22 protein-coding genes and 1 pseudogene are annotated in these 25,573 nt (G+C 59.7%); 10 read left to right on the top strand and 13 right to left on the bottom strand.

Annotated elements, in window-relative coordinates; translation table 11 throughout:
* Positions 1-3 precede the first annotated feature (3 nt).
* The 4 genes from P406_RS09985 to P406_RS09970 form a co-directional block, all read right to left on the bottom strand.
* Positions 4-618, bottom strand: a complete 615-nt coding sequence (locus P406_RS09985) for a PI-PLC domain-containing protein (protein ID WP_004409521.1) — start codon at positions 616-618, stop codon at positions 4-6.
* Position 619: 1 nt separating this feature from the next.
* A complete protein-coding gene (locus tag P406_RS09980) occupies positions 620-1,381 on the bottom strand; it encodes a glycosyltransferase family 2 protein (protein WP_046236088.1) in 762 nt (253 codons plus the stop codon).
* Between the two features lie 66 nt (positions 1,382-1,447).
* Positions 1,448-2,152 carry an ABC transporter ATP-binding protein gene (locus P406_RS09975; protein WP_004409516.1) on the bottom strand — a complete coding sequence of 235 codons (705 nt, stop codon included), beginning with the start codon at positions 2,150-2,152 and terminating at the stop codon, positions 1,448-1,450.
* A complete protein-coding gene (locus tag P406_RS09970; RefSeq protein ID WP_046236087.1) occupies positions 2,149-2,925 on the bottom strand; it encodes an ABC transporter permease in 777 nt (258 codons plus the stop codon). Before P406_RS09970 ends, P406_RS09975 begins: the two co-directional genes overlap by 4 nt.
* A gap of 306 nt (positions 2,926-3,231) precedes the next feature.
* Here P406_RS09970 and yghU point away from each other — a divergent pair, with 306 nt between their 5' ends.
* The 7 genes and pseudogenes from yghU to P406_RS09935 all read left to right on the top strand — a co-directional run bounded on the left by yghU (position 3,232) and on the right by P406_RS09935 (position 11,113).
* The gene (gene yghU, locus P406_RS09965) at positions 3,232-4,074 is read left to right on the top strand and encodes a glutathione-dependent disulfide-bond oxidoreductase (protein ID WP_004409514.1); all 843 of its coding nucleotides are present in this window, start codon (positions 3,232-3,234) and stop codon (positions 4,072-4,074) included.
* A 202-nt stretch (positions 4,075-4,276) separates the two neighbouring features.
* Positions 4,277-5,294 (top strand): annotated as a pseudogene (locus P406_RS09960) (PDDEXK nuclease domain-containing protein).
* 79 nt (positions 5,295-5,373) lie between these two features.
* Positions 5,374-6,540, top strand: coding sequence for a cystathionine beta-lyase (gene metC / locus P406_RS09955; RefSeq protein WP_046236086.1), 1,167 nt, complete (start codon positions 5,374-5,376; stop codon positions 6,538-6,540).
* Between the two features lie 102 nt (positions 6,541-6,642).
* On the top strand, positions 6,643-6,888 hold the full coding sequence (locus P406_RS09950) for an exodeoxyribonuclease VII small subunit (protein WP_002551852.1): 246 nt from the start codon (positions 6,643-6,645) through the stop codon (positions 6,886-6,888).
* Positions 6,885-7,772: a polyprenyl synthetase family protein gene (locus P406_RS09945; protein ID WP_004407877.1), complete on the top strand. Its 888-nt coding sequence runs from the start codon at positions 6,885-6,887 to the stop codon at positions 7,770-7,772. Before P406_RS09950 ends, P406_RS09945 begins: the two co-directional genes overlap by 4 nt.
* Positions 7,773-7,933: 161 nt before the next feature.
* Positions 7,934-9,826 (top strand): 1-deoxy-D-xylulose-5-phosphate synthase, encoded by a 1,893-nt coding sequence (gene dxs / locus P406_RS09940; RefSeq protein ID WP_046236085.1) that lies wholly within the window; start codon positions 7,934-7,936, stop codon positions 9,824-9,826.
* Positions 9,827-9,898: 72 nt separating this feature from the next.
* On the top strand, positions 9,899-11,113 hold the full coding sequence (locus P406_RS09935) for an AGE family epimerase/isomerase (RefSeq protein WP_046236084.1): 1,215 nt from the start codon (positions 9,899-9,901) through the stop codon (positions 11,111-11,113).
* Between the two features lie 35 nt (positions 11,114-11,148).
* Here the strand turns inward: P406_RS09935 and P406_RS09930 are convergent, their stop codons facing one another.
* The 6 genes from P406_RS09930 to P406_RS09905 form a co-directional block, all read right to left on the bottom strand.
* Positions 11,149-11,913, bottom strand: coding sequence for an SDR family oxidoreductase (locus P406_RS09930; RefSeq protein ID WP_003317227.1), 765 nt, complete (start codon positions 11,911-11,913; stop codon positions 11,149-11,151).
* A 720-nt stretch (positions 11,914-12,633) separates the two neighbouring features.
* Entirely contained in the window at positions 12,634-13,350 is a 717-nt protein-coding gene (locus P406_RS09925; protein ID WP_004407872.1) for an ABC transporter ATP-binding protein, read from the bottom strand.
* The gene (locus P406_RS09920; RefSeq protein ID WP_003317225.1) at positions 13,347-14,222 is read right to left on the bottom strand and encodes an ABC transporter ATP-binding protein; all 876 of its coding nucleotides are present in this window, start codon (positions 14,220-14,222) and stop codon (positions 13,347-13,349) included. Before P406_RS09920 ends, P406_RS09925 begins: the two co-directional genes overlap by 4 nt.
* Positions 14,219-15,532: a high-affinity branched-chain amino acid ABC transporter permease LivM gene (gene livM, locus P406_RS09915; protein WP_003414503.1), complete on the bottom strand. Its 1,314-nt coding sequence runs from the start codon at positions 15,530-15,532 to the stop codon at positions 14,219-14,221. Before livM ends, P406_RS09920 begins: the two co-directional genes overlap by 4 nt.
* 2 nt (positions 15,533-15,534) lie before the next feature.
* Positions 15,535-16,449 carry an ABC transporter permease subunit gene (locus tag P406_RS09910; RefSeq protein ID WP_003317221.1) on the bottom strand — a complete coding sequence of 305 codons (915 nt, stop codon included), beginning with the start codon at positions 16,447-16,449 and terminating at the stop codon, positions 15,535-15,537.
* Between the two features lie 161 nt (positions 16,450-16,610).
* Positions 16,611-17,747, bottom strand: a complete 1,137-nt coding sequence (locus P406_RS09905) for a branched-chain amino acid ABC transporter substrate-binding protein (protein WP_046236083.1) — start codon at positions 17,745-17,747, stop codon at positions 16,611-16,613.
* A gap of 499 nt (positions 17,748-18,246) precedes the next feature.
* Between P406_RS09905 and P406_RS09900 the strand changes: the two genes are divergently transcribed.
* The 3 genes from P406_RS09900 to nadE all read left to right on the top strand — a co-directional run bounded on the left by P406_RS09900 (position 18,247) and on the right by nadE (position 21,329).
* Positions 18,247-19,152, top strand: a complete 906-nt coding sequence (locus P406_RS09900; RefSeq protein ID WP_003393513.1) for a LysR substrate-binding domain-containing protein — start codon at positions 18,247-18,249, stop codon at positions 19,150-19,152.
* A gap of 99 nt (positions 19,153-19,251) precedes the next feature.
* A complete protein-coding gene (gene pncB, locus P406_RS09895) occupies positions 19,252-20,475 on the top strand; it encodes a nicotinate phosphoribosyltransferase (RefSeq protein ID WP_004409500.1) in 1,224 nt (407 codons plus the stop codon).
* 26 nt (positions 20,476-20,501) lie between these two features.
* Positions 20,502-21,329, top strand: coding sequence for an NAD(+) synthase (nadE, locus tag P406_RS09890; RefSeq protein ID WP_003414496.1), 828 nt, complete (start codon positions 20,502-20,504; stop codon positions 21,327-21,329).
* Between the two features lie 198 nt (positions 21,330-21,527).
* On the opposite strand, the gene azu is transcribed toward nadE, so the two are convergent.
* The 3 genes from azu to P406_RS09875 all read right to left on the bottom strand — a co-directional run bounded on the left by azu (position 21,528) and on the right by P406_RS09875 (position 25,515).
* Entirely contained in the window at positions 21,528-21,974 is a 447-nt protein-coding gene (azu, locus tag P406_RS09885) for an azurin (RefSeq protein ID WP_003414493.1), read from the bottom strand.
* A 152-nt stretch (positions 21,975-22,126) separates the two neighbouring features.
* Positions 22,127-23,020: a transglutaminase family protein gene (locus tag P406_RS09880; RefSeq protein ID WP_046236082.1), complete on the bottom strand. Its 894-nt coding sequence runs from the start codon at positions 23,018-23,020 to the stop codon at positions 22,127-22,129.
* Complete coding sequence (locus tag P406_RS09875; protein ID WP_003414488.1) at positions 23,020-25,515, bottom strand: circularly permuted type 2 ATP-grasp protein; 2,496 nt, start codon at positions 25,513-25,515, stop codon at positions 23,020-23,022. Before P406_RS09875 ends, P406_RS09880 begins: the two co-directional genes overlap by 1 nt.
* Between the last annotated feature and the right edge of the window lie 58 nt (positions 25,516-25,573).

The following is a 25,573-nucleotide window of genomic DNA, read 5'->3' as shown; positions in this document are numbered from 1 at the left end:
GCCTCACGTGAAGAAAGTGGCTGCGTCTGCGGGAAGATCAGTGCACAGCGTCAAACGGTCCTGCGACCTGAACTCGAGCAATTGCTGCCACAGGGCGTCATGACCACGCCCGTGCAATTCGGGTGACACCACACAAATTCGCTTGCCCAGGGAAAGAAGATCGCCAATGACCTGGTTGGAGAACCACTCACCCTCGAAACCGTCAAGCCAGACGCCGGCTGCCTGTTCGAGCCAAGCTGGCGACGGCTCAACATCGCTGAGACGGGTGTAAGTGATGAGGTTGGCGTTGAGGTAACTGCGCATGTCCGGCACCGCCATATCAAAGGCGAACCAGTTGGTATGGCCGTAACGGGCGAAGGTTTCGGCGAGAGCCTGTGCCAGGCCATCCGCCTTGATGTTGATGGCCAGCGGCAGGTTGCGGCCCGCCATGATGTCGAGCAGGCCATCCAGCGTCAGCTCGCCGCCCGCGGGCATGTCGTGGGAAATGACCAGTTGGCCCGCCACATCACGGACATCGGTTTCGGTGCCGAAGCCAAGGTCGAATGATCGATGAAAGGCTTCGGGCAGATTGCGCTCCGGCTTTTGCAGCCAATAGCCGCGATGGCTGATGATCTGCATGTCAGGCCTCTTTTCCCGAGGCTGCCTGCCTGCTTAGCGGCAACGACAGGAACTGGTTGAGGTCTGCCGGGATGCCCAGGCCATACATGCCATGACCTTCTGCACCAATGCTGTAATGAATGACCTTGGCGCCCTGCCCGATGAGCTCGTTGTAAACCGGTGCGACATAGAACTCGCCATTGACGCGAAGATCTTTCGCGACCATCGCTTCGATGGCCGATATCAGTTGACCTGCGCGGCGAAAGTTATAGATGCCGACAGTGGCCTCGTCAGAGATAACCTCTTTTTCCACCACACGGTCGATCAGGCCTGCTGCACTGAAGCCCACGAACGACCATTTCGGATCGTTGGCTTTCATGGTCATGATCAAACCCTCTGCATCGCTCTCGCTCATTGCCTGCAGATAGGCGTTTATATCCACATCGACGTACTGGTCGCTGTTGGCGATCATCACTTGCTGGCTGTCGTCGAGCAGGTGCCTCGCTGCATACACCGAGCACGCAGCGCCCCCAGTCAGGCCACCGAGTTCGACGATCTCGCAGCCGGGCGCCCAGGCATTCAGTTTTTCCCTCAACCCGTAACGGGCGACCTGTTCCGCCTGACAGATAAAGATGAATCTGTGCGGGCACTCCGGCGTCAGGTTGTCGATCACGACCTTGATCATCGGTACACCATGTACAGGGATCAACGGTTTGGGATCGGTGTAGCCCGCAACCGCAAAGCGACTCCCGGCCCCGGCCATCGGAACGATAATTTGCAACATGGAAATACCTTTATGAATTGAGTGATGGCCAAGTTGATTGGAAGCATGGCATCGCGAAACAATGAATCAGTAATAACCGTGTTCGGTCATCCGGCCACGCTCGAGCGTCAAGTAACGCTGGCAAAACTCTTTACCTTCTTCTACTGCGTGGGTAACAAGAATCAAGGCCATCCCGTCATCCTGCATCATGCGAATTCGTTCGTGGCATTTGCGCTTGAAGTCTTCGTCACCTACCGCAAGTACTTCGTCAGCCAGTAACGTCTGAGGCTCGACATGAACGGCGACTGAGAAACCCAGCCTCATGTACATGCCTGACGAATAGTTCTTTACCGGCGTATCGATGAAGTTTCCCAAACCGGAAAAATCGACAATCTCGTTGAAGCGCGAACGCACTTCCTTGTTACTCAATCCAAACAGACTGGCATTGAGGTAGATGTTTTCCTCGCCGGTCAGTTCAGGGTGAAAACCCACCCCTATTTCGATTAGCGGTGCCACCCGGCCCACGCTGATCAGCCGCCCACTGGTGGGCACAAGAATGCGTGAAACCAGTTGCAACAAGGTACTTTTACCTGAACCGTTATGCCCCACCAGTGCAAGCGACTCACCTTTGTGCAAGGTGAACGATACATCGCTGACTGCGGTGAATGTTTCGGCACGCTCACGGTATTGAGCGTCAAACAGCCCGAGAAACTTCTTCTTCAAACCACCCCTGTTGTGGCGTAGAACAAACTGTTTGGTGAGGTTTTCTGCCTTGATGACGACGCGACTCATAGATATTCCACCACGTTGTCCACCTTCCTGAACATCAACAGACCCACAAGCAGCGACGCAGCGCCCATGAGCACGCACAGCAGCAGGTCACAGGTCTCCGGAACGACTCCGGCATGCAGAATGCTGGTGAACGTGTTGAAGTACAGGCCTATCGGGTTATAAGCCGCAATGCGGGCGATACCGTCGGGCAGCGATGAAGTCACCCATACAATGGGTGTGAGCCAGAACAGCAAGGGTAGAAACACGTCGATGAAGTGCTTGGCATCCCGTACGGTGACCTGAATGACACTGAGTGCCAGACCAAAGCCCATGATCAATGCCATGAATGCGATCAGCACAATCGGATAAAACAACAGCGCACGTGAAAAGACACCACCGAGCATGGCAAATAGCGATGCATAGACGAGCATGCAGCCGGCCCAGAACACTACAATTGCCAGCGCCCCGGAGATGGGTAACAACAAACGTGGGAAACGCAACTTTCGAATGAGGTTGCCGTTATTGATCAGCCACTCTCCGCTTTGCGAAACAATTTGTGCCAGAAGCATCCAGTGGACAACACCTGTCACCAGGTGCAGCGCGAAGCGGTCCTGACTACTGGGCAGAATATAGGTGAACACCGTGTAATACGTGAGTGTTACAACCAGCGGATTGCCCAATGACCAGACGAAGCCCAACGTTGCGCCCATGTAACGGATTTTTATTTCCTTGGAAACAAGATTGATGATCAGGTCACGCCACTTCATAACGCCCGGACTGCAAAAAGACGGCATACGGTATCCAGCTATTAATAGGTAAATCAGAGAGAGCGACTTTGACAACCAAGATTATAAATGGATAACCTTATGGCCTCATGCTGCGAACACATGTTCTCTTCTTTTACCCAGCTACAGCTATAGGACGCCGCCTTAGTTCCTGTAGGAATATTCTACAAGCTACCAACGGCAGCGAAATGCGCCCCTCGCCACACTCGTTCACGATCGCAAGGCACTTCCCTGCACGCGCGTTGATCTATAACGTCAATGGTCCTTTGCAACACGACCGTTCCAGCGATCACCCTTGAACAAGCGAGGCTCCTCATGACCCAAACGTCCTACACCCCGCCGAAGGTCTGGCAGCAGGAAACAAAAGCGGGCGGCACGTTCGCCAGCATCAACCGGCCCGTCTCCGGCCCCACTCACGACAAGGAGCTGCCGGTCGGCAAGCACCCGCTGCAGCTTTATTCGCTGGCCACCCCCAACGGCGTGAAGGTCACGATCATGCTCGAAGAGCTGCTGGCGCTCGGGCACAGCGGCGCGGAATACGATGCCTGGCTGATCCGCATCTCCGAGGGCGATCAGTTCTCCAGCGGCTTTGTCGAGATCAATCCCAATTCCAAGATCCCGGCATTGCTGGATCGAAGCCATGAAACACCTGTTCGGGTATTCGAGTCCGGCTCTATCCTGCTGTACCTGGCAGAGAAGTTTTCCAGCTTCCTGCCCGCCGACCCGGCAGGCCGCACCGAAACGCTGAACTGGCTGTTCTGGCAGATGGGCGCTGCGCCGTATCTGGGAGGTGGTTTCGGGCATTTCTATGCCTACGCGCCCGAGAAACTCGAATACCCCATCAACCGCTTCGCGATGGAAGCCAAGCGCCAACTCGATGTGCTGAACCGTCGTCTGGGCGAGCACCGCTACCTGGCTGGCGACACCTACACGATTGCCGATATCGCGGTCTGGCCATGGTATGGCGCACTGGTGCAGAACAAGGTGTATTCGGCTGCCGAATTCCTCTCGGTACACGAATACCCGAACCTGATTCGCTGGACCGAAGAAATCGCCGCACGTCCTGCCGTCATCAGAGGCCAGAAGGTCAACCGCACCTGGGGCGAAGAAGCCGATCAGGTTCCGGAGCGGCATCAGGCGTCCGATCTGGATAAATAAGGCACACGTCAAGTCCTTCGCGGACAGAAACCTGATGCTACAAACCCACAGGAAACTCTGGAACAGAACGTCCTGATCTGCACGTAAAGTAGCCGACCTTAGCCACCGCCCAAGGACGCGCCTTTATGAGCCGAACAACTGTTCTTCCAGACTTTCGCTTGCAATCGCCCATCAGGTTGCCACGCAGTGGAGTACTTTCAGTATGAGTACTCCCAACACACCGCATACGCCTGTACATGATCGCTTTGACGAAGTGCTCGCCATGATCCGGAGCGCTCGACAGCAGGCCGCACAGGCGGTGAACACCCAATTGATCGAGCTTTACTGGCAAGTCGGCGCTTACATCAGTCGCAAGCTTGAAAACGCTGAAATGGGGTGACGCGGTGGTCACCCAGCTTGCCGAGCATCTGGCCACCACCCAGCCAGGACTGCGTGGTTTCACACGTCGTAATCTGTTTCGCATGCGCCAATTCTTTGAGGTCTACCGCGATGATGAGATTGTGTCAGCGGTGCTGACACAATTGCCTTGGACCCATCACCTGATCATCTTCAGTCAAAGCAAGCGCCCCGAAGAGCGTGAGTTTTATCTGCGTATGGCAATCAGGGAAAAGTGGTCCAGTCGCGAACTTGAGCGCCAATTCAAGAACGCTCTATTCGAGCGCACTGTCACCCAGCCAGCCAAAGCCTCGGCGATGCTCAAGGAAACCCGGCCGGCCGCACTGGATATATTCCGTGATGCCTACATGGTGGAGTTTCTGGAGCTGCCACCGGGGCACGCCGAAGCGGACCTGCATGGCGGCTTGTTGAGACGCCTGAGGGACTTTCTGATCGAGCTAGGCCGCGATTTCTGTTTTGTCGGCTCCGAGTACGCGTTGCAGGTCGGCGGCCAGGACTTTGCTCTGGATCTGCTGTTTTTCCATCGAGGCCTCAACTGCCTCGTTGCCATTGAGCTCAAGGTCGGCCGCTTTGAGCCCGAATACCTCGGCAAGCTGGACTTCTACCTGGAAGCGCTGGACCGCAACGAACGCAAACCCCATGAAAACCCGGCCATTGGCGTTTTACTCTGCGCCAGCAAAAACGACGAAGTCGTCGAGTACGCTCTGAACCGCTCGCTTTCACCCGCGTTGATTGCCGAGTACCAGACCCGCCTGCCGGACAGACAGTTACTGCAAGCGAAACTGCATGAGTTCTACGCGAGCGCTGTGTTGAACGATCAGTGATACCTGCCAGGCGCACGATGCATTACGCTTGCGGGTACCTGAGCCGCAGCCTGCAAGCCTTTTCCACCCGGAGCCTCCAATGCCGCAAGACAAAGACCCTCGTGCCCACACCGCCCTGTCGCAAAGCGGCCGCAGTGCCAGCAGCGGGCCCGGGATTGCGGTCAACCCACCCGTCGTGCGCCTCAGTACGGTGCTGTTCGACAGTCTGGAAAGCTTGCGGCAGGCGGAAATTCGCACCGCGGGGCCTGAGCGCTCGCTGACTTACGGTGCCAACGGCAACCCGACTGCGTTTGCCTTGCAGGACCTGATCTCCGAGCTCGAAGGCGCACACGGCACCTGCCTGTACCCGACCGGGCTGGCCGCAGTGGCGCAGATGTTTCAATCGTTTCTGCGTCCCGGCGATCATGTCCTGATCACCGAATCGGTCTATGGCCCTGTTCGGCGGCTGGCGAAAACCATGCTGACCGCCTTCGACATCCAGTTCGATTTCTACGCGGCCGACGGCAGTAACGTGGAATCGCTGATCAAGGCCAACACCCGGATGATCTATGCCGAGGTGCCCGGCTCGCTGACATTCGACATGTGTGACCTGCCTGCCCTGTCACAGCTGTGCAAAGCAAGGAATCTGCTACTGGCTGTGGATAACTCCTGGGGCTCGGGGGTGTTGTTCAAGCCGCTGGAGCTGGGGGCGGACATTTCGCTGATGGCCCTGACCAAGTACGTGGCCGGCCACTCCGACGTCATGATGGGCAGCGTCAGCACCACCGAAGCGCACTGGCATACCCTGAAAACCATGAACACCGCCGTGGGCAATACCGTCAGCCCCGATGATGCCTATCTGGTGCTGCGTGGCGCCCGCAGTCTGGCGGCGCGCATGGCCATGCATGAGCGTCACGCGCTGCAGATCGCACAATGGCTGCAGGCCCAGCCTCAGGTTGCCCGCGTGCTCTATCTTGCGTTGCCGGACGATCCGGGGCACGCGATCTGGAAGCGCGATTTTCACGGCTGCAACGGTTTGCTCAGTTTCGAATTCAATACCACCGACCGGCAGGTGCTGGATCGCTTTACCGGCGCGTTGAAACTGTTCGGCGTCGGCTACTCCTGGGGTGGGTTTGAAAGCCTCATCACGGAAGTCGAACAACACGGGCCTGACCGCGGCGCTGGCCCGATGCTGCGGCTGCAGGTCGGCCTGGAAAGCCCGGAAGACCTGATCGCAGACCTGCGCAACGGGTTTGCCGCAGGTTGACCCTGGCAGCCGCTTGAAGAGCGCGGCTCCGTCGCCGCAATTTGCCCAGACGCCATCGCTCTGCTAGTGTCGCGCGGTTTAACCTCTACCGGAAATGCCCTCATGGCCCGCAAGAAAGCTGCACTGGATTTCGAACAGTCACTCGCTGATCTGCAAGCGCTGGTAGAGCGGCTGGAGAATGGCGAGTTGTCGCTGGAAGACTCCCTGACCGCCTTCGAGCAAGGTGTACGCCTGACCCGCGACTGCCAGAGCGCCCTCACCCAGGCCGAGCAGAAGGTTCAGGTATTGCTGGAACGCGATGGCGAGCTCAGCGAAGAGCCGTTCGACGATGCGGAACTCCCCGAATGATCGCGAGCTATCAAGCGCAAAGCCAGACTCGCGTCAACGCAGCACTCGACGGGCTGTTCAAGGCTCCGGGCCCTGAGCTCGAACGCCTCTACCAAGCCATGCGCTACAGCGTGATGAACGGCGGCAAGCGCGTGCGCCCGCTGCTCGCGTATGCCGCCTGCGAAGCACTGGGCGGTGTAGCCGAGGATGCCAACGGCGCCGCCTGTGCCGTTGAACTGATTCATGCCTACTCGCTGGTACATGACGATTTGCCGGCAATGGACGACGACGACCTGCGTCGCGGCCAGCCGACCACACACAAGGCCTTCGATGAAGCCTGCGCGATCCTCGCCGGTGACGGCCTGCAGAGCCTGGCCTTCACGGCTCTGCTCGCCCCTCACCTGACGTCACGCGATGCCGAGACGCGTCTGCAGATGGTCACGGCCCTCGCGACTGCGGCCGGACCGGCGGGCATGGTGGGTGGTCAGGCTATCGATCTGGGTTCAGTGGGGCTGAAGCTCGATCAGGCCGCGCTGGAATACATGCATCGCCACAAGACCGGTGCATTGATCGAAGCCAGCGTCCGGCTTGGCGCACTGGCCAGCGGGCACGCCGATCAGCCGCGGCTCGATGCTCTGCAGGTCTACGCGCGTGCAATCGGCCTGGCTTTTCAGGTTCAGGACGACATTCTCGATGTCGAAAGCGATACCGCGACCCTCGGCAAGCGCCAGGGTGCCGACATCGCCCGCGACAAGCCGACCTACCCGGCGCTGCTGGGCCTGGAAGCGGCCAAACACTACGCACTGGAACTGCGTGATCAGGCGCTGCAGGCGCTGAGCCCGTTCGATGCCGCCGCAGAGCCGCTGCGCCAGCTGGCACGTTACATCGTCGAACGTCGCCACTGATCACTATCACCGGGCCGGAAAATCCACTGAATCAACCACGCTTTATGATGGTCTCAGTCATTACACATGTCAGTCGGCAGATCATCCGCCGACTCACTTCATGGGCAGCGTACGATGCATAAGGTAAACTGCCGCCTCTTTTACTTATAACGATTCGCCTGATGCCCACGACGTTCAAAGAGATCCCCCGCGAGCGCCCGGTCACGCCGTTGCTCGACCGAGCCGATACCCCGCACGGCCTGCGCCGTCTGGGCGAAGCCGAGCTGGAAACCCTGGCCGATGAACTGCGCCTGGAATTGCTGTATTCCGTTGGCCAGACCGGAGGTCATTTTGGTGCCGGTCTCGGGGTCATCGAGCTGACCATCGCGCTGCATTACGTTTTCGACACCCCGGACGACCGTCTGGTGTGGGACGTGGGTCATCAAGCCTATCCGCACAAGATCCTCACCGGCCGTCGCGCGCGCATGTCCACCCTGCGCCAGAAGGACGGGGTTGCGGCCTTTCCGCGTCGCAGCGAAAGCGAGTACGACACCTTTGGTGTCGGGCACTCCAGCACCTCGATCAGCGCCGCGCTGGGCATGGCGATTGCCTCGCGTCTGCAGGGCTGCGAGCGCAAATCGATTGCCGTGATCGGCGACGGAGCGCTGACTGCCGGTATGGCCTTCGAAGCGCTGAACCACGCGCCGGAAGTGGCCGCCGACATGCTGGTGATCCTCAACGACAATGACATGTCGATCTCGCGCAATGTCGGCGGGCTGTCGAATTACCTGGCCAAGATTCTTTCCAGCCGCACCTACAGCAGCATGCGTGAAGGCAGCAAAAAGGTCCTTTCGCGCCTGCCCGGTGCCTGGGAAATCGCGCGGCGCACCGAAGAGTACGCCAAAGGCATGCTGGTCCCGGGCACGCTCTTCGAAGAGCTGGGCTGGAACTACATCGGTCCTATCGACGGCCACGACCTGCCGACCCTGATCGCCACCCTGCGCAACATGCGTGACCTGAAGGGCCCGCAGTTTCTGCATGTGGTGACCAAAAAGGGCAAGGGTTTCGAGCCGGCCGAAGTCGATCCGATCGGCTATCACGCCATCACCAAGCTCGAGCCGCTGAATGCGCCTGCCGCGCAGAAAAAGATCAGCGCACCGAAATACTCCGGCGTGTTCGGCCAGTGGATCTGTGACATGGCCGACGCTGACGCACGGCTGGTAGGCATCACGCCCGCGATGAAGGAAGGTTCGGATCTGGTCGCGTTCAGCGAACGCTTCCCCGAGCGCTACTTCGACGTGGCCATCGCCGAACAACACGCAGTGACCCTGGCAGCCGGTATGGCCTGCGAAGGCAGCAAGCCGGTGGTGGCGATCTATTCGACCTTCCTGCAGCGTGGTTACGATCAGCTGATCCACGACGTCGCGGTACAGAACCTCGACGTGCTGTTCGCCATCGACCGCGCCGGGCTGGTGGGCGAAGACGGTCCGACTCACGCGGGCAGCTTCGACCTCTCTTACCTGCGCTGCATCCCTGGCATGCTGGTGATGACGCCGAGCGATGAAAACGAACTGCGCAAGCTGCTCAGCACCGGTTACCTGCATACCGGCCCTGCGGCAGTGCGCTACCCACGCGGCACCGGCCCTAACGCGGTGATCGAGGCCAGTCTTGACCCGGTCGAGATCGGCAAGGGCGTTGTGCGGCGTCAGGGCCAGGGCGTTGCGATACTGGCGTTCGGCGTGCAACTGGCCGAAGCACTGGTGGTGGCCGAGAAGCTCGATGCAACGGTGATCGACATGCGTTTCGTCAAGCCACTGGACGAAGCTTTGGTGAGCGAAGCTGCCGCCAATCACGAGTTGCTGGTCACACTGGAAGAAAACGCCGTCATGGGCGGCGCCGGTGCTGCGGTCAGCGAGTTCCTGGCACGCGCCAATATCCTCAAGTCGGTATTGCACCTGGGCCTGCCGGATGTCTACGTCGAGCACGCCAAGCCTGCGCAGATGCTCACCGAGTGCGGCCTGGATGCCCAAGGGATCGAAGCCGCGATCAACGAGCGACTGGCGCTGATTGGCTGACTGCCAGAGGTTCCTCACGCGCCTGGCGTGAGGAACGATCATCACCCGCCCTCGTGCAGCAATCCTGATAACATGCTGCGCACTTCGACACTGCCGCGATGCCAGCCGATGCCTCATGTGACCCGCTCCGCCTCCACGCCTGAATTGACCTCGTTGTTCGCCGCCTTGCAGCAGCACTTCATGCAGGTGGTCGTTCCGCTGTGGCAGGGTCCTGGCTGGAACGCGAAACTGGCATTGCCCTACGAAGCACTCGACGCGAGTGATCAACCGTTGCCGCCGCAACGCTATCGCGCCATGGCCTGTGCGCGTCAGCTGTTTCTGTTTTCCAGCCTCATCGGTCACGCACAAGTGCCGGGGGCACGGGCGCGGGCCGGTGAATTGTTCCGTTCTCTGCAACAGCACTTCCACGATGCCGAGCATGGCGGCTGGTTCTACAGCATCGATCCACAGGGCAAGCCGCTGGATCGCCGCAAGGACCTCTACACCCACGCCTTCATTATTTTTGCCTGCGCGCATTACTGGGCGAAAGTGCAGGACCCGCTGGCAGAGTCGGTGCTCAACGCAGCGCTTAACGTTGTGGTAGAACGCTTTGCCGACGACGACGGGCTGTACGAGGCGCAGCTCGATGAAGACTGGTCGGTATTGGGCACCGGACCGTTGCAAAATCCCTTGATGCACCTGGCAGAGGCCTTTCTGGCCACCCTGTCGGTGCGTGCCGACCCTGCCACGCAGGCGGCACTGGACGCGCTGGTTATCCACATGCAACGCCGTTTCGTCGATACGGCAACCGGCGTGATGCTGGAGAAGCCTCTGGGCGCTGTGGATAACTGGTACGAGCCAGGTCATCAGTTCGAATGGTTCTTCCTGCTGCAATCGTCGCCGGAACTGCATGGGCGCGAGCTGCATGAATCCATGACCCGCGCGTTCGCCTACGCACAGGCGCAGGGCGTCGATCCACACAGCGGGGCGGTGACGGCGATGCTGGCGCTCGAGGGTACGGTGCGCGATGCCACCCAGCGTATCTGGGCCCAGGCGGAATACTTGCGGGCCATGGCCCTGCGCCCGGACTGCGAAGCGGCCTTGACTCAGCAACTGTCGGCCTTCGAGCAGCGCTTTCTGCATGCCAGGGGCTGGAACGAGTGCGTCGAGCCCGATGGCAGGGTCAGCCGCAGCGACATGCCGTCGACCACGCCCTACCACTTGGCCACTTGCTACATCGGCCTGGCGGATTTCGTCGAAAATCGCTTCGTCAGCGCATTCCCGCCGCCAACGCCGGCAGACAGCTGATCGGGCCGCAGCTGCGCGGCCCGATCAGCAATCAATCAACCGCGGTTGCGGTCAATCGCAAAGCCGGCCCAGGTCTGGCTGACCGGCATCAGTTCCAGGCTGTTGATGTTGACGTGGGCGGGTGTGTTCATGATCCAGAAGATGGTGTCGGCGATGTCCTGAGGCTGAATCGGCTCGGCACCTGCGTAGGTGGCGTCGTACTTGGCCTGATCACCACCGAAACGTACCAGCGAAAACTCGCTCTCGCACAGCCCCGGCTCAAGGTTGGTGACGCGCACGCCGGTGCCGATCAGGTCGTTGCGCAGGTTCAGCGAGAACTGCCCGACAAAGGCCTTGGTGCCACCGTAGACGTTACCGCCCGGATACGGGTAGTTACCGGCGACCGAACCCAGGTTGACGATGCTCGCGCCGCGACCATGCGCGATCAGGCGTGGCAGCAGCAGACGCGTGGTGTACACCAGACCTTTGACGTTGGTGTCGATCATGGTGTCCCAGTCATCCAGATCGCACTTGGGCGCAGGATCGATTCCCAGCGCCAGGCCGGCATTGTTGATCAGCCCGCGAATGCTGCCGAACTCTTCAGGCAAACCTGCAATGCCGCTCTCCATGGCCTTGCGGTCACGCACATCCAGCACCAGCGTATGCACCTTGGTCTGCTTCGACAGCTCGGCGCTCAAGGCATCCAGACGGTCCTTGCGTCGACCGGTCAGCACCAGCGACCAGCCTGCCTCGGCGAAACGGCGGGCACACGCCTCGCCAAAACCGGAAGTGGCGCCCGTGATGAATACAGTGGAAGTCATTTCATTCTCCTGACATGGCGCACAAACAGCGCTGCCTGTTAATAAGTTTCTGGCAAGGGCAGCAGAATGCCCGTCAGCGGGACATCGATGCAACAACCGAGTGTATTTGTACAAAAAACAACCAACCCGAAGCAAGCCTTGCGCCACGGGCCTCACGGGCACTTTTGCCCACCTTATCCACAGTCAGACCCACAATCTCTGGGGGCAAGTCAGTGACGCTGAACATCACGTGTTTCGGGGCCTGCAGCGTATCAGGCGAAGTTTTTTCCTTGACTTTGCCCGACACTGTCAAGAGGGTTGAAAGCGTCAGAAAACGGTGATGGCCTGTAGCCCAGACCCTATAACGTCCGGGGCAGTCTTTCCAAGGCTTGTTAACAGACTTATCCACAGGCTGTTCGCCTGTAAAACCTGTATGAACGACCAGCCCCAATACAGTTGACAAATGCCCTATATAGCCGTCCGAAAACCTCTGTACGAAATTTAACCACTCTTCTACAGGCCTTATGCATAAAGGCCTGCAGGTAAATACTCCCAAGTTATTAACAGCCGGTTCCACAGTAAACCTGAACAAGTCAAAACGGTGACAAAACAACCATTTGCAGCGGTTTTATGTCGCACTTATGAGACGCGCCAAAATTGTTTTCCACAATTGCATACGACTGCGCCCCGGATGTTTGAGCATCCGGGGCGCGCGAAGAAAACGGCAGGGTTTTGACGAATTCAGTGCCCGCCCAGATAAGCGTTCCTTACCTCTTCATTTACCAGCAATTCCTGCCCCGTGCCGGACAGTCGAATCTCGCCGTTGACCATGACATAGGCCCGGTCAGACAGCTTGAGCGCATGGTTGGCGTTCTGCTCGACCAGGAATATCGTCATGCCCGTGGCTGCCAGTTCACGCAGGGTCGAGAAGATCTGTTTGACGATGATCGGGGCCAGACCCAGGCTTGGCTCATCGAGCAGCAGCAGTTTCGGACGACTCATCAGCGCGCGGGCGATGGCGAGCATTTGCTGCTCGCCTCCGGACATGGTCATGGCGCGCTGATTGCGACGTTCCTTGAGCCTGGGGAACAGCTCGAACATGCGCTGCATGTCTTCGGCCGAATGCTTGTCGCCAATCGGAATGGTGCCCATCATCAGGTTTTCCTCGACCGACATGTCGGGAAAGACCCGCCGCCCCTCCGGCGACTGCGCAATGCCGTTGGAGGCGATGTAATGCGAGGACTTCTGGGTGATATCGGTGCCCTGATAGATGATCTGCCCGCTGGCCGCGCGCGGCTGACCGAAGATCGACATCAGCAGCGTGGACTTGCCCGCGCCGTTGGAGCCGATCAGGCTCACTGTTTCGCCCTCGTTGATGTGCAGCGAGACTTTCTTCAGGGCCTGAATCGGCCCGTAAAACACATCGATCTCTTTCAGTTCGAGGATCGGCTTGCTCATACCAGCTCCTCTTCATCAGCGCCCAGATACGCGGCGATCACCTTCGGATCGTTACGGATCTGTTCCGGCCCGCCCATAGCAATTACGTTGCCATGGTCGAGCACCACAATATCGTCGGAAATCCCCATGACCATGCCCATGTCGTGCTCGATCAGCACGATGGTCATGTCGTGCTCGTCACGCAGCAGGCGGATCATGCCGCTGAGTGCCTCGGTTTCCTGCGGGTTGAGACCGGCAGCCGGCTCATCCAGGCAGATCACCTGCGGCCGCGTGCACATGGCTCGCGCAATCTCCAGGCGGCGTTGCTGCCCGTAGGACAATTCGCCAGCCAGACGGTTGGCGCAGTCCACCAGATCGACCACCTCCAGCCAGTAGAACGCGGTATTCAGCGCGTCCTCTTCGGCCTTGCGATAGCCCCTGGTATTCAGAATCCCGCTGATCAGGCTGCGGTTGACCCACATGTGCTGGGCGACCAGCAGGTTTTCGACCACCGACATTTCCTTGAACAGACGAATGTTCTGGAACGTGCGCGCCAGCCCCGCCCTGTTGACCAGATGGGTGCCGCCGAACATTTTGTAGTACACCCGGCTGAGGAAGCTTTTCGGCGACACGAAGTCGGTCGCCTGGAACGGTTCGCCCAACAGCCTGATCACGTTGGTGGTCTTGCCACGGGTGTGCAACTCGATGCGTCCGCCAGTGGCCTTGTAGAAACCGGTCAGGCAGTTGAAGACCGTGGTCTTGCCCGCACCGTTGGGGCCGATCAGGGCGAAAATCGAATTGCGACGGACCTTGAGGCTGACGTCGCTGAGGGCCTTGATGCCGCCAAAGTGCATCATCAGGTGCTCGACGGAGAGAATCACTTCAGTGCTCATCGCGCAGCCCTCTCTGTCACCAGCGCGCCTTTGCGCGGTTTCACCCCGGTGCGGCTGATGCGAATCAGGCCGCGTGGTCGCCAGATCATCATCAGCACCATGAGAATCCCGAACAGCAGCACGCGGTACTCGGAGAAACTGCGCAGCAGTTCAGGCGCAACGGTCAGCACGAACGCGGCGATCACTACACCGACGGTCGAGCCCATGCCGCCCAGCACCACAATCGCCAGAATCAGCGCCGACTCGAAAAAGGTGAACGAGGTCGGGTTGACGAAGCCTTGGTAGCTGGCAAAAAACACTCCGGCAAGGCCTGCGGTCGATGCGCCAATCGTGAACGCCGACAGTTTGACCAGCACGTGATTGAGGCCCATCGAACGACAGGCGATCTCGTCCTCGCGCAAGGCTTCCCAGGCACGCCCGATCGGCATGCGCGTCAGGCGATGCTTGATGAACAACACCGCCAGCACGACCAGGAACAGCACGGCGTAGATGAAGATGAATTTCAGGTCCGGGTTGTAATCGAAGCCGAAATATTCATGAATCGGCACCCCGCCATCCTTGGCGCGTCGGCCGAATTCCAGCCCGAGGAAGGTGGGCGCGGGCACCGGCACACCGTTCGGGCCGCCGGTGAACGACAGCCAGTTGTTCAGCACCAGGCGAATGATCTCGCCGAACCCGAGGGTCACGATGGCCAGATAGTCGCCATGCATGCGCAACACCGGGAAGCCGAGAATGCATCCGGCCAGCGCCGCCGCAATCGCCGCCAGCGGCAAGGCCGACCAGAAGCCCAGGCCCAGATACTGATAGCCCAGCGCCAAGCCATAAGCACCGATGGCGTAAAACGCCACGTAGCCAAGGTCGAGCAGCCCCGCCAGACCGACCACGATGTTCAGACCCAGGCCCAGCAGCACGTAGATCAGACCGAGAATGACCACAGTCAGAATGTACTTGTTGGCGAAGATCGGGAACACGATGGCAATCACGATCAGCAGCGGAATGATCCAGTACAGGCTCGATCGATGATCCGGTTTGAGCACATGCACGCCGGAGTCGGAGCTTTCGAAGCTCTGGGAAACACGCAGGCCTCTGGGTGTTTGCAGAAACAGACTGATGAGAAAGCGACCGATCATGACCACGCCCACCAGCCAGGCCACGCGGGTCGGCTGCAGGTTGAAGCTGTAGCCATCGAGCACGATCCCGACGATGGGGCCGAACACGATCAGCGCCAGCAACCCGGCAACCACGGCATCGATCAGACTTTTCTTGATTTCAACAGGTTTGGAAACAGGAACAGCAACAGGAGCGGACATACTTATACCTTCGCCACGAGTGGGCGACCCAGCAGGCCTTGGGGACGGAAGATCAGAATCAGCACCAGCAGGCCGAAACTGAACACGTCTTTGTAATCGGAGTTGATCAGACCGGAGAACTGCGACTCGGCAACCCCCAGGATCAAACCGCCCAGCATGGCACCCGGCAACGAGCCGATCCCGCCCAGCACGGCCGCAGTAAACGCCTTGATGCCGATGATGAAGCCGGCATAGAAGTCGAACGTGCCGTAATTCATGGTGATCAGCACACCGGCCAGCGCAGCCATGGCCGCGCCGATGATGAACACATAGGAAATGACCCGGTCGGTGTTGATGCCGAGGATCGAGGCCATCTTGCGGTCTTGCTGCGTGGCCCGGCACATGCGGCCCAGCTTGGTGTACTTGATGATGTAGGTCAGCACGCCCATGCCGACAAAGGCGGCAATGAGGATGAAGATCTTGGTGTAGGTGATCTGCACGAAGCCGCTGCCGACTTCAAAACGCCACGCACCCTCGAGCAGCGTAGGCACGCCTTGCTGGCGCGCACCCTGGCTGATCTGTGCATAGTTCTGCAGGATCAGGGAAATGCCGATGGCGCTGATCAGCGGCGCCAGACGGGTCGAGTTGCGCAGTGGCTTGTACGCCACACGCTCGATGACGAAGCCGTAAACGCCAGTGACCACAATGGTGAAGATCAGCGTACCGAGAATCAGGAATGGAAAGGATTCCACGCCGAAGAAAGACAGAACCGCTAGGCCGATGGCGGCCAGGTAGGCGGAAATCATGTACACGTCGCCATGGGCGAAGTTGATCATGCCGATGATGCCGTAGACCATCGTATAACCGATGGCGATGAGGCCGTAGACAGACCCGAGAGTGAGTCCGTTGACCATTTGTTGCAGGAAGATTCCATCCATCACGCACGCTCACACAAAAAGGCAGCTCAGCACCCCGTCAGTCACGCCCTTGTGAGGCATGACCGACAGGTCCGAAAACGATAAAAGAGATGCAGGCTCGCTCCTGGGCGAGCCCATCATCGGGTCAGCGCCTGACGCGCAGGGCCGACGCGAGGTCTATCTCACTTCTGCTTTTCGAGTTGCTTGTATTTGCCGGCGGCGTCCCACTGGTAAACCACGTAGTCGGAGACTTTCAGGTCACCTTTGGCATCCCAGGCTTTTTCACCCATGACAGTCTTGACCGGGTTGGCCTTGAGCCAGACGGCGGCTGCGTCACCCTTGTTGGACTTGGCACCATTGAAACCGGCAGCCAGGGCCTGTACCGAAGCGTAAGCGTACAGCGTGTAGCCTTCAGGCTCGTAACCGGCCTTGCGGAACTGATCCACGACAGCCTTGCTGTCCGGCAGTGCGCGCGGGTCAGCGCCGAAGGTCATGTACACGCCATCGACGTACTGTGCGCCACCTGCAGTGGTCACCAGCTCATCGGTCACGACGCCATCATCGGACATGAACTTGACGTCCTTGAGGCCCTGCTCGCGCATCTGCCGAACCAGTGGACCGGCTTCCGGGTGCAGACCGCCGAAGTACACGACATCAGCGCCTACCGAACGAATCTTCGTCACCAGCGCACTGAAATCCTTCTCGCCACGGGTCAGACCCTCTTCGAGGATCGGCTTGACGCCACGCTTGGTCAGCTGCTTGGCCGTCGCGTCCGCGAGGCCCTTGCCGTAGGTGTCCTTGTCATTGATGACAGCGACTTTCTTGCCCTTGAGCACGTCGACGATGTAGTCCCCCGCAACGACGCCCTGCTGATCGTCACGACCGCACATGCGGAACATTTCTTTCATGCCTCGCTCGGTCACGGTCGGGTTGGTCGAGCCTGGCGTGATGGCAATCACACCTGCATCGCTGTAGATATCCGAAGCCGGAATGGTCGACGATGAACAGAAGTGTCCGACCACGCCAATCACCTTGTCCTGATCCACCAGGCGGTTGGCAACCGCCACGGCCTGCTTGGGCTCACAGGCATCATCGCCCGCGACCAGTACGATTTTCTCCCCGTTGACACCACCTGCCGCATTGATCGCATCGGCTGCTGCCTGTGCGCCCTTCATGTATTGCTGACCAAACGACGCGTTCGCGCCGGTCATTGGGCCCGCTACGCCGATTTTCACGTCCGCCTGTGCAAACGAAGACACGCCCAATGCAGTAGCCACTGCGATTGCCAGAAAACCTTTCCTGTAAAACGTATGCGACATAAGTGGTGCTCCTGAGGATATTTTTTTAGTTGGCACTTTCATGATCAAGCAGATACAGAGTTGCTCAGAGCAAGGCGCGTGCCATCGCTTTTTAGTTGAGGAAGATGTCGTGTTCTTCGTGTCGATCCATCATGCAACGCCGCGCAACAGGGCACCCTGGTTGCTTCGAGCGCGCAAGGTGCAACCACGAACGAAAAAAGAGCAACCCGTGCTCACTCGAGTAGCAACCAGTACATGCCTTGATGGGCAACCCACCTGTAACAGCACACGTCACCGAATTGCACACGCCCGGTGCGTGAACGCTACGAGACGCACCATTTGAGGCTAGCGGATTAAACGAGACCTGCCGCAGCCATCGTCAGATTCTGAAAAGCGCGTCACGCGACGCCAGTAATAACCTCCCTGCATACGCCCGACAAACGACCTTTAAGCGAGATATCATTCCGATAATTCATATCGCTTACGCCAGCCCCTTCGCGCCGCAAACAGAGAAGTCATCATGCTGAACAAACGTCATCTGCCCTCGATAGCCGCATTGCAATGCTTTGAGGCAGTGACCCGGCACCTGAGCTTCACGCGCGCAGCAGAAGAACTCAACCTGACCCAAAGCGCCGTCAGCAAGCAGGTCGCGCAACTCGAAGAGCTGGTTCAGCACCTGTTGTTTCAGCGCGTGCGTCGCCGTCTGCAACTGACCCCAGCCGGGGCGCTGTACCTGGCCGAAGTGCGCAAGATCCTGACCCAGATCGAGATGTCCACCCACTTCCTGCGCTCCTATGGCGGAGAGACCGAAGTGCTGCGGGTGTCCACCCCTTCGACATTCGGCGCCCGCTGGCTGGTGCCGCGCCTCAAGGGCTGGCGCTTGCGTCACCCGCACATTCACCTGGACCTGATCAACGAGCAGGAGTCAGATGACCTGATCAAGGGCCGCTGCGACGTGTCGTTCTATTTTGGCCAGGCGGCCATGCCCGGTGCAGAAAGCGTGAAGTTGTTCGGCGAGGAACTGGTGCCGGTGTGCGCCCCCGAAAGCCTGCCCGACGAGCCGCTCGGCGACCCGACGCAACTGAGCGAGCTGGTCCTGCTGCAGAATGCCTTCCGCCCCGAAGCGTGGCATGAATGGTTCGAAAGCCAGGGCTATCACACCGACCACAGCTATCACGGGCCACGCTTTGAAACCTTCTATATGTGCATCCGCGCGGCCCAGGTCGGCTGCGGCGTTGCGCTGCTGCCACGCTTTCTGGTCGAGGAGGAACTGGCCGAGGGCAAACTGGTGATTGCCTGGGATTACGCATTGCCCAGCACTAACAGCGCCTACTACCTGTCCTATCCGGAACACACCGCCGACGTGCCCAAAATCCGGGTTTTTCTGCAGTGGATGCTGGAACAGTTGGATCAACCCCCCGCTTAAGGGCGACAATGCACACCCATCCGGCCGTGAGCCTTCCATGGTGACAGACAGGAAGTCACGCGCCCCACTTTATCCGGCTGCTCTGGAGAGCCTGATTCAATGAGCGAGAGCGCCTTTTCCAATCGCATCGTGCAAAGCCTGCTCGATACCGATTTCTACAAGCTGACCATGATGCAGGCCGTCCTGCACAACTACCCGAACGTGGACGTCGAGTGGGAATTTCGTTGCCGCAACGGGGAGGACCTTCGCCCCTATCTGGATGAAATCAAGCACCAGATCGAGCTGTTGTGCGAGCTGTCGCTGAGCCCCGAACACCTGGCTTTTCTGGAGCGCATCACCTTCATCAAACCGGATTTCCTGCGCTTTCTCGGGCTGTTCCGCTTCAATACCCGCTACGTGAAAACCACCATCGAGAATGATGAACTGTGCATTCGCCTGCACGGGCCGTGGCTGCACGTCATCCTGTTTGAAGTGCCGCTGCTGGCCATCGTCAGCGAAGTGCGCAACCGGCATCGTTATCCGGACACCCTGCTCAGTCAGGCGCGGGATCGTCTGTATGACAAGTTCGAATGGCTGACCACGCACGCCACGACGGACGAACTGGCCGAGCTGAAAGTGGCGGACTTCGGCACGCGCCGGCGGTTTTCCTACCGCGTGCAGGAAGAAATGCTTGGCGTCCTGAAAAACGACTTCCCAGGTCAGTTCGTCGGCACCAGCAATGTGCATCTGGCCCGTCAGCTGGACCTGAAACCCTTGGGCACCATGGCCCACGAATGGATCATGGCCCATCAGCAGCTGGGACCGCGCCTGATCGACAGTCAGATCGCCGCGCTCGATTGCTGGGTCCGCGAATATCGCGGCCTGCTGGGGATCGCACTGACCGACTGCATCACCACCGATGCTTTCCTGAACGACTTCGATCTGTACTTCGCCAAGCTGTTCGACGGTCTGCGCCATGATTCGGGCGACCCGGTGAAGTGGGCCGAAAAATGCATCTCGCATTACCAGAAGCTCGGTATCGACCCGATGAGCAAGACTCTGGTGTTTTCCGATGGGCTTAACCTGCCCAAGGCGCTCGATATCTTTCGTGCGTTGCGCGGACGCATCAATGTCAGCTTCGGGATCGGCACCAACCTGACGGCCGACATCCCCGGCATTGCGCCGATGAACATGGTATTGAAAATGACGGCGTGCGCCGGTCAGGCCGTGGCGAAAATCTCTGACGAGCCCGGCAAGACGCAGTGCAAGGACCCGAACTTTGTCGCCTACCTGCGGCATGTGTTCAAGGTGCCGAATTTGCCGAGCCCGGAAAAACCCGCTTGAATTGTCCTATTTACGAGGAGTGAATCATGCACGCCGTACAGCGCCAGATTGCTGAACAGCTCAAGGTCCAGCCACCTTTCGCGGACCAGAACGCGCTGCAGGCCGAGGTCGCCCGCCGCGTCAACTTCATCAAGGAGTGCCTGCAGAACGCACGGCTCAAGACGCTGGTGCTCGGCATCAGCGGCGGGGTCGACTCGCTGACGTCCGGTCTGCTCGCCCAGCGTGCGGTCAAGGAACTGCGTGAAAGCACGGGGGACAACGCCTACCGCTTTATCGCCGTGCGCCTGCCTTATGTGGTGCAGGCCGATGAGCACGAAGCCCAGGCCTCTGTCGACTTCATCGAGCCGGACGAGCGCCATACCATCAACATCGGCAGCAGCGTCAAGGCCCTGGCCGCCGAGGTGAAGGCCTTCGACGGGCTTCCAGCGACCTCGGTGGACTTCGTGCTCGGCAACACCAAGGCGCGCATGCGCATGGTCGCGCAGTACACCGTCGCCGGTGCTTACCATGGGCTGGTGATCGGCACCGATCACGCGGCAGAAGCGGTGATGGGTTTCTTCACCAAGTTCGGCGACGGCGCCTGCGATCTGGCACCGTTGAGCGGTCTGGTGAAAAACCAGGTGCGCGCCATCGCCCGCCATTTCGGCGCACCTGAATCACTGGTCGAAAAAGTGCCGACTGCGGACCTGGAAGACCTTTCACCCGGCAAACCGGACGAAGCCTCGCACGGCGTAACCTACGCCGAGATCGACGCCTTCCTGCACGGCGAGCCGGTACGCGAGGAAGCCTTCCGGATCATTTGCGAAACCTACGCCAAGACCCAGCACAAACGCGAATTGCCTTACGCACCATGAGTGATCTGCGCGGCACGGATTTGTGACGCTCATTGCTGGCTATCGTGCCGACGCTCTGCGTCGGCATGCAGTTCTGGACGCTCCGCGTCCGATCCTGAATGTGCGCAGCGGCTCAGATCTGTGACAAAGAGCGTCACGAACGGCATTCCCACGCGGAGCGTGAGGAACGATACTCTCAGACGCTCCGGAGACCTGTCGTTACTTCAGCGTCACAGCGCCTTTCATCATGCTGATGTGCCCGGGGAATGTGCAGAAGAACTGGTATTCCTGTGCCGGGTCGAGCTTCGACACGTCGAACGTCACCGAATCCTTTTCGCCAGCGCCGATGACTTTGGTGTGGGCGATGACGCGGCTGTCGTCCGGCTTCAAATAGTCCTTGTCGATGCCCGCCGCCATGCCGTCGGTGACGATTGCCTGGGTGTCGGCTTTTTTGCCCAGCACCCAGTTATGGCCCATGACATTCTTCGGCAGGCTGCCGGAGTGAGTCAGGTTGACAGTGAATTCCTTGCAGCTCTTGTCGATCTCAATGGCTTTGGTGTCGTACATCATTTGATCGGTCGAATCGACTGTGACCGAGCACTCGGCAGCCAGCAATTGACCACTGGCCAACGACAACAGCGAAATCGCTAAAAGCTTGCGAATCATTTGAATCTCCAGGGCAGGACTTGATTAACGTAAAACTGATGTAAGAAGAGAGTGCCCGATCAGGGCCGGGGTTCCAAGAACGTGCGTCAAATGGTCCCGCGGACGCTCGCGACAGAGCGCCCTTTTGAAGAACGATTCACGGGACCCGGTAATTAGCCGCTGACCGGCATCACCGTCACCCGCACCTCAGGGTCATGTGTGCCGCCGCCCAGAATCACGCCGCGCAACGGTGAGACATCAGAGAAATCGCGTCCCCAGGCCAGGCTGATGTGCTCCAGCGCAGGCTGCACATTGTTGGTGGGGTCGAAGTCGACCCAGCCAGAGGCCGGGCAGAATACCGAGACCCAGGCGTGCGAGGCATCGGCACCGATCAGCCGGGGCTGGCCCGGTGGCGGCTGGGTGAGCAGATAGCCGCTCACATAGCGCGCGGCCAGGCCACGGGAGCGCAGACACGCCAGCATCAAATGGGCGAAGTCCTGACACACGCCCCGCCGCCGCTCCAGCACCTCCACCAGCGGCGTAGCGACCTGAGTGGCCTCTTCATCGAAGGTGAATTCCTCGAAAATCTTTTCCATCAACGCCTGTACGCATAGCAATAACGGGCGGCCCGGTGGGAAACAGACCTGCGAGAACTCGACGAACGAGCGCTTCAGGTGAACGTAGGGAGATTCGAAGCGGTAGCGGCAGGCCTCCAGAATGTCCTCGGTCATCGGCTTGGCGCTGTACGTCAGCGCACTGCGGGTCACTTCCCATTCCGGCGACAGATTGAAATCCAGAAACGGCTTCTCCATGACCTCGATACGCAACCGCGCATTGACCTGCAACTCATCGTGCGGACGCTCGAAGGCCAGACGGGTCAGCGGGTTACCGAACACATCCAGCTCATCGCGACGCGTAGTGGGTTCAGGAAGAATCTCCAGCGCCTGCTCGGTGCAACGCTGCCAGGGACTGCTGCGCGGCCACAGGTGCGCCAGTTGCTGGGCCAGCGAAACCGGGCTGTCGTACTTGTAATGCGTGTCATGGAAAATCTGGTAGGAAGCGCTCATCAGACAGACACCGTGCGTTGGCTGACATCATCGACGTGGGCAAAATGGCGCAACGCCAGGCGATCGGACGCCAGGCCACTGCTGTCGCCAATGCTCTGCAGCAAGTCCGCCAGCCCGTCGAGTACGGCATCGATACTGCTCTGGCCAAACAAAGGATTCTCCAGGCTGCCCAGGTCGAACGCGGCAAGACGCTGCGCCAACACCGACAGGCTGCTGTCGCGTGGCGCATCGAACTCGTCGTTCAGGCGGCGCAACGAGCGCTGCACCAGCTTGAGCTGAAACAGCACCGCATGCGGGTTCTGCTCGTCGAGCAGCAACAGGTCGAGCACCGGAATCAGGTGCGGCACGGCCATGTAGCGCGAGCGATAGGTGATACTGCTGTTGCCCAGCTCCAGCAACCACTCCAGCCCGGCCCGCTCGAAAACCACCAGCCCGCGCAAAAACGCCGACAGACTGGTGCTGAGAAACTTCAGGCGCTCGATCCGTCGCCCGATCATCAGGAAGCTCCAGCCTTCATCGCGGGTCATGTCGTCCAGCGCAAAACCGGACAGCGCCGCCAGCGACATCACCAGACGGTTGAGAAAATCCAGCAGCTCGCCGAAATCCGGCTCTTCGCTTTCCAGGCTCAAGGCTTCGCGCTGCAACTCGACCAGCGCCTGCCAGTTTTCCTTGGATAACTTGCCACGCACTTGCGAAGCGGCCCATTGCAGGCGCTGCAAATTGGCCCGAAGGCTGAACGGCCACTCGTCGCCCATCAGCGCGACAAGCAGGCGATCCTTCAGCTCTTCGCCCTCCTGCGCCTCGGGCAGCATGCCCAGGCTCTCGGCCAGCGCAACGGCGGCTTGCAGCGCGAGAGGGTCATCATCGTCGACGTAGCGCGTCAGCATGATGCGCAGCAGGCGCGCACTGTCGTCACAGCGCTCGCAGTAACGTCCGAACCAGAACAGGTTTTCCACCACCCGTGACGGCAGATAAGGGTCACGACGGATCAAGTCGTAGACACCCAGCTTACGCTGGCCCTTCCACGGTTCGCCGAGGTGCGAGCGCTCGCCCAGCACCCAGGTGTCTTTGCTCGCCCCGCCACGCTGCATCGATACCACGTCGGCGTCGGCTTCAGCGGCCACTCGGGTCAGGCCGCCCGGCAGCACACGATAGCCATCAAGGCTGGCCACTGCATACACCCGCATGCCGATGGCGCGCGGCTGCAAACCTGTGCCATCGGCCTGCAGCACCGGAGCATGGGACAATTGCGCCAGTTCCTGAGCGACATAGGCATAGGGCCGCGACTGCATGCGCTGGGCAAGTGCGAGGCGCTGTTCCTCATTCAGATCACGGCCGAACACCGGCGCGAAGTGTTGTGAGGGGAACGCCGGCTTGATCAACAGATCCGGCAGTTTTTCCAGCGCCTGGGCCAGCACTGGCGGCTCTCCACACCACCAGGTCGCCACCGAGGGCAGGATCAGATCCTCGCCGAACAGGTACTGACTGATTTTCGGCAAAAAGCCCAACAGCCCCGGCGACTCCAGCACACCACTGCCCAACGCGTTGGCGACCAGCACATTGCCCTGACGCACCGCCTCAAGCAGCCCCGGCACACCCAGCGCAGAGTCGGTACGCAATTCCAGAGGGTCGCAGAAGTCATCGTCCAGACGGCGCATGATGGCGTGAACCCGACGCAAGCCGCTGAGGGTTTTCAGGTAGACAGTGGCATCGCGCACCGTCAGATCGCCCCCCTCGACCAGCGGATAGCCCAGTTGCCGCGCCAGGTACAAGTGTTCGAAGTAGCTTTCGTTGAAACGGCCCGGCGTCAGCAGGACGATCAGCGGCGCCTCGTTGCTGGTTGGCGCCTGACGGGCCAGTGTTTGCTGCAACGCGTCGAAGAAACCCGACAGGTGCCGGACCTGCAGGTCGCGATAGGTTTCCGGCAGGGCGCGCGCGACGCTTTGTCGGTTTTCCAGTGCATAACCGGCACCCGAAGGCGCCTGGGTACGGTCGGCAGTGACCCACCAGCGCCCGTCCGGGGTGCGCGCCAGGTCGACGGCGTACATGTGCAGGAACGTGTCTTCAGGGGGCTTGACGCCCTGACATGGCCAGAGAAAGTTGTTGTGGCCAAACACCAGTTCGGCGGGCAACAGGCCATTGGCGATCAGCGTCTGCGGGCCGTAAAGGTCCGCGAGCACTGCGTTTAGCAGCCGCGCACGCTGGGCAATCCCTGCCGCCACGTGCTGCCATTCATCCGCTGCAATGATGTGCGGCAACAGGTCCAGCTCCCACGGGCGGTCAGCGCCCTTGGGGTCGGCATACACGTTGTAGGTGACACCGTTTTCCTGAATCTGCCGGGTCAGCAGGGCTTGACGCTGGATCAGTTGCGCAGCGCTGCTGCGCCGCATGTGCTCGTACAGACGACGCCAGTGCGGGCGAACGGCTCCGTCGGCGTCGAGCATTTCGTGGTAAGTACCCTCGGACAGCGGGTAGTGGTCAAGCAGGTCGGGCATGGAAGGCTCGGCAGGCAACGTAAGGACTTCAGATTAGTGCAGTCAGATGTCACGTCCG

Source organism: Pseudomonas syringae pv. coryli str. NCPPB 4273 (assembly GCF_000972175.1).
In the GTDB taxonomy this organism is placed as follows: Bacteria; Pseudomonadota; Gammaproteobacteria; order Pseudomonadales; family Pseudomonadaceae; genus Aquipseudomonas; species Aquipseudomonas syringae.
This window is presented reverse-complemented; position numbering and strand designations above follow the sequence as displayed.

Excerpts from the sequence above, each read along its gene's own strand:
- P406_RS09985 (WP_004409521.1), bottom strand. The coding sequence starts at position 618 with ATGCAGATCATCAGCCATCGCGGCTATTGGCTGCAAAAGCCGGAGCGC.
- P406_RS09980 (WP_046236088.1), bottom strand. The coding sequence starts at position 1,381 with ATGTTGCAAATTATCGTTCCGATGGCCGGGGCCGGGAGTCGCTTTGCG.
- P406_RS09975 (WP_004409516.1), bottom strand. The coding sequence starts at position 2,152 with ATGAGTCGCGTCGTCATCAAGGCAGAAAACCTCACCAAACAGTTTGTT.
- P406_RS09970 (WP_046236087.1), bottom strand. The coding sequence starts at position 2,925 with ATGCCGTCTTTTTGCAGTCCGGGCGTTATGAAGTGGCGTGACCTGATC.
- yghU (WP_004409514.1), top strand. The coding sequence starts at position 3,232 with ATGACCCAAACGTCCTACACCCCGCCGAAGGTCTGGCAGCAGGAAACA.
- metC (WP_046236086.1), top strand. The coding sequence starts at position 5,374 with ATGCCGCAAGACAAAGACCCTCGTGCCCACACCGCCCTGTCGCAAAGC.
- P406_RS09950 (WP_002551852.1), top strand. The coding sequence starts at position 6,643 with ATGGCCCGCAAGAAAGCTGCACTGGATTTCGAACAGTCACTCGCTGAT.
- P406_RS09945 (WP_004407877.1), top strand. The coding sequence starts at position 6,885 with ATGATCGCGAGCTATCAAGCGCAAAGCCAGACTCGCGTCAACGCAGCA.
- dxs (WP_046236085.1), top strand. The coding sequence starts at position 7,934 with ATGCCCACGACGTTCAAAGAGATCCCCCGCGAGCGCCCGGTCACGCCG.
- P406_RS09935 (WP_046236084.1), top strand. The coding sequence starts at position 9,899 with ATGCTGCGCACTTCGACACTGCCGCGATGCCAGCCGATGCCTCATGTG.
- P406_RS09930 (WP_003317227.1), bottom strand. The coding sequence starts at position 11,913 with ATGACTTCCACTGTATTCATCACGGGCGCCACTTCCGGTTTTGGCGAG.
- P406_RS09925 (WP_004407872.1), bottom strand. The coding sequence starts at position 13,350 with ATGAGCAAGCCGATCCTCGAACTGAAAGAGATCGATGTGTTTTACGGG.
- P406_RS09920 (WP_003317225.1), bottom strand. The coding sequence starts at position 14,222 with ATGAGCACTGAAGTGATTCTCTCCGTCGAGCACCTGATGATGCACTTT.
- livM (WP_003414503.1), bottom strand. The coding sequence starts at position 15,532 with ATGTCCGCTCCTGTTGCTGTTCCTGTTTCCAAACCTGTTGAAATCAAG.
- P406_RS09910 (WP_003317221.1), bottom strand. The coding sequence starts at position 16,449 with ATGGATGGAATCTTCCTGCAACAAATGGTCAACGGACTCACTCTCGGG.
- P406_RS09905 (WP_046236083.1), bottom strand. The coding sequence starts at position 17,747 with ATGTCGCATACGTTTTACAGGAAAGGTTTTCTGGCAATCGCAGTGGCT.
- P406_RS09900 (WP_003393513.1), top strand. The coding sequence starts at position 18,247 with ATGCTGAACAAACGTCATCTGCCCTCGATAGCCGCATTGCAATGCTTT.
- pncB (WP_004409500.1), top strand. The coding sequence starts at position 19,252 with ATGAGCGAGAGCGCCTTTTCCAATCGCATCGTGCAAAGCCTGCTCGAT.
- nadE (WP_003414496.1), top strand. The coding sequence starts at position 20,502 with ATGCACGCCGTACAGCGCCAGATTGCTGAACAGCTCAAGGTCCAGCCA.
- azu (WP_003414493.1), bottom strand. The coding sequence starts at position 21,974 with ATGATTCGCAAGCTTTTAGCGATTTCGCTGTTGTCGTTGGCCAGTGGT.
- P406_RS09880 (WP_046236082.1), bottom strand. The coding sequence starts at position 23,020 with ATGAGCGCTTCCTACCAGATTTTCCATGACACGCATTACAAGTACGAC.
- P406_RS09875 (WP_003414488.1), bottom strand. The coding sequence starts at position 25,515 with ATGCCCGACCTGCTTGACCACTACCCGCTGTCCGAGGGTACTTACCAC.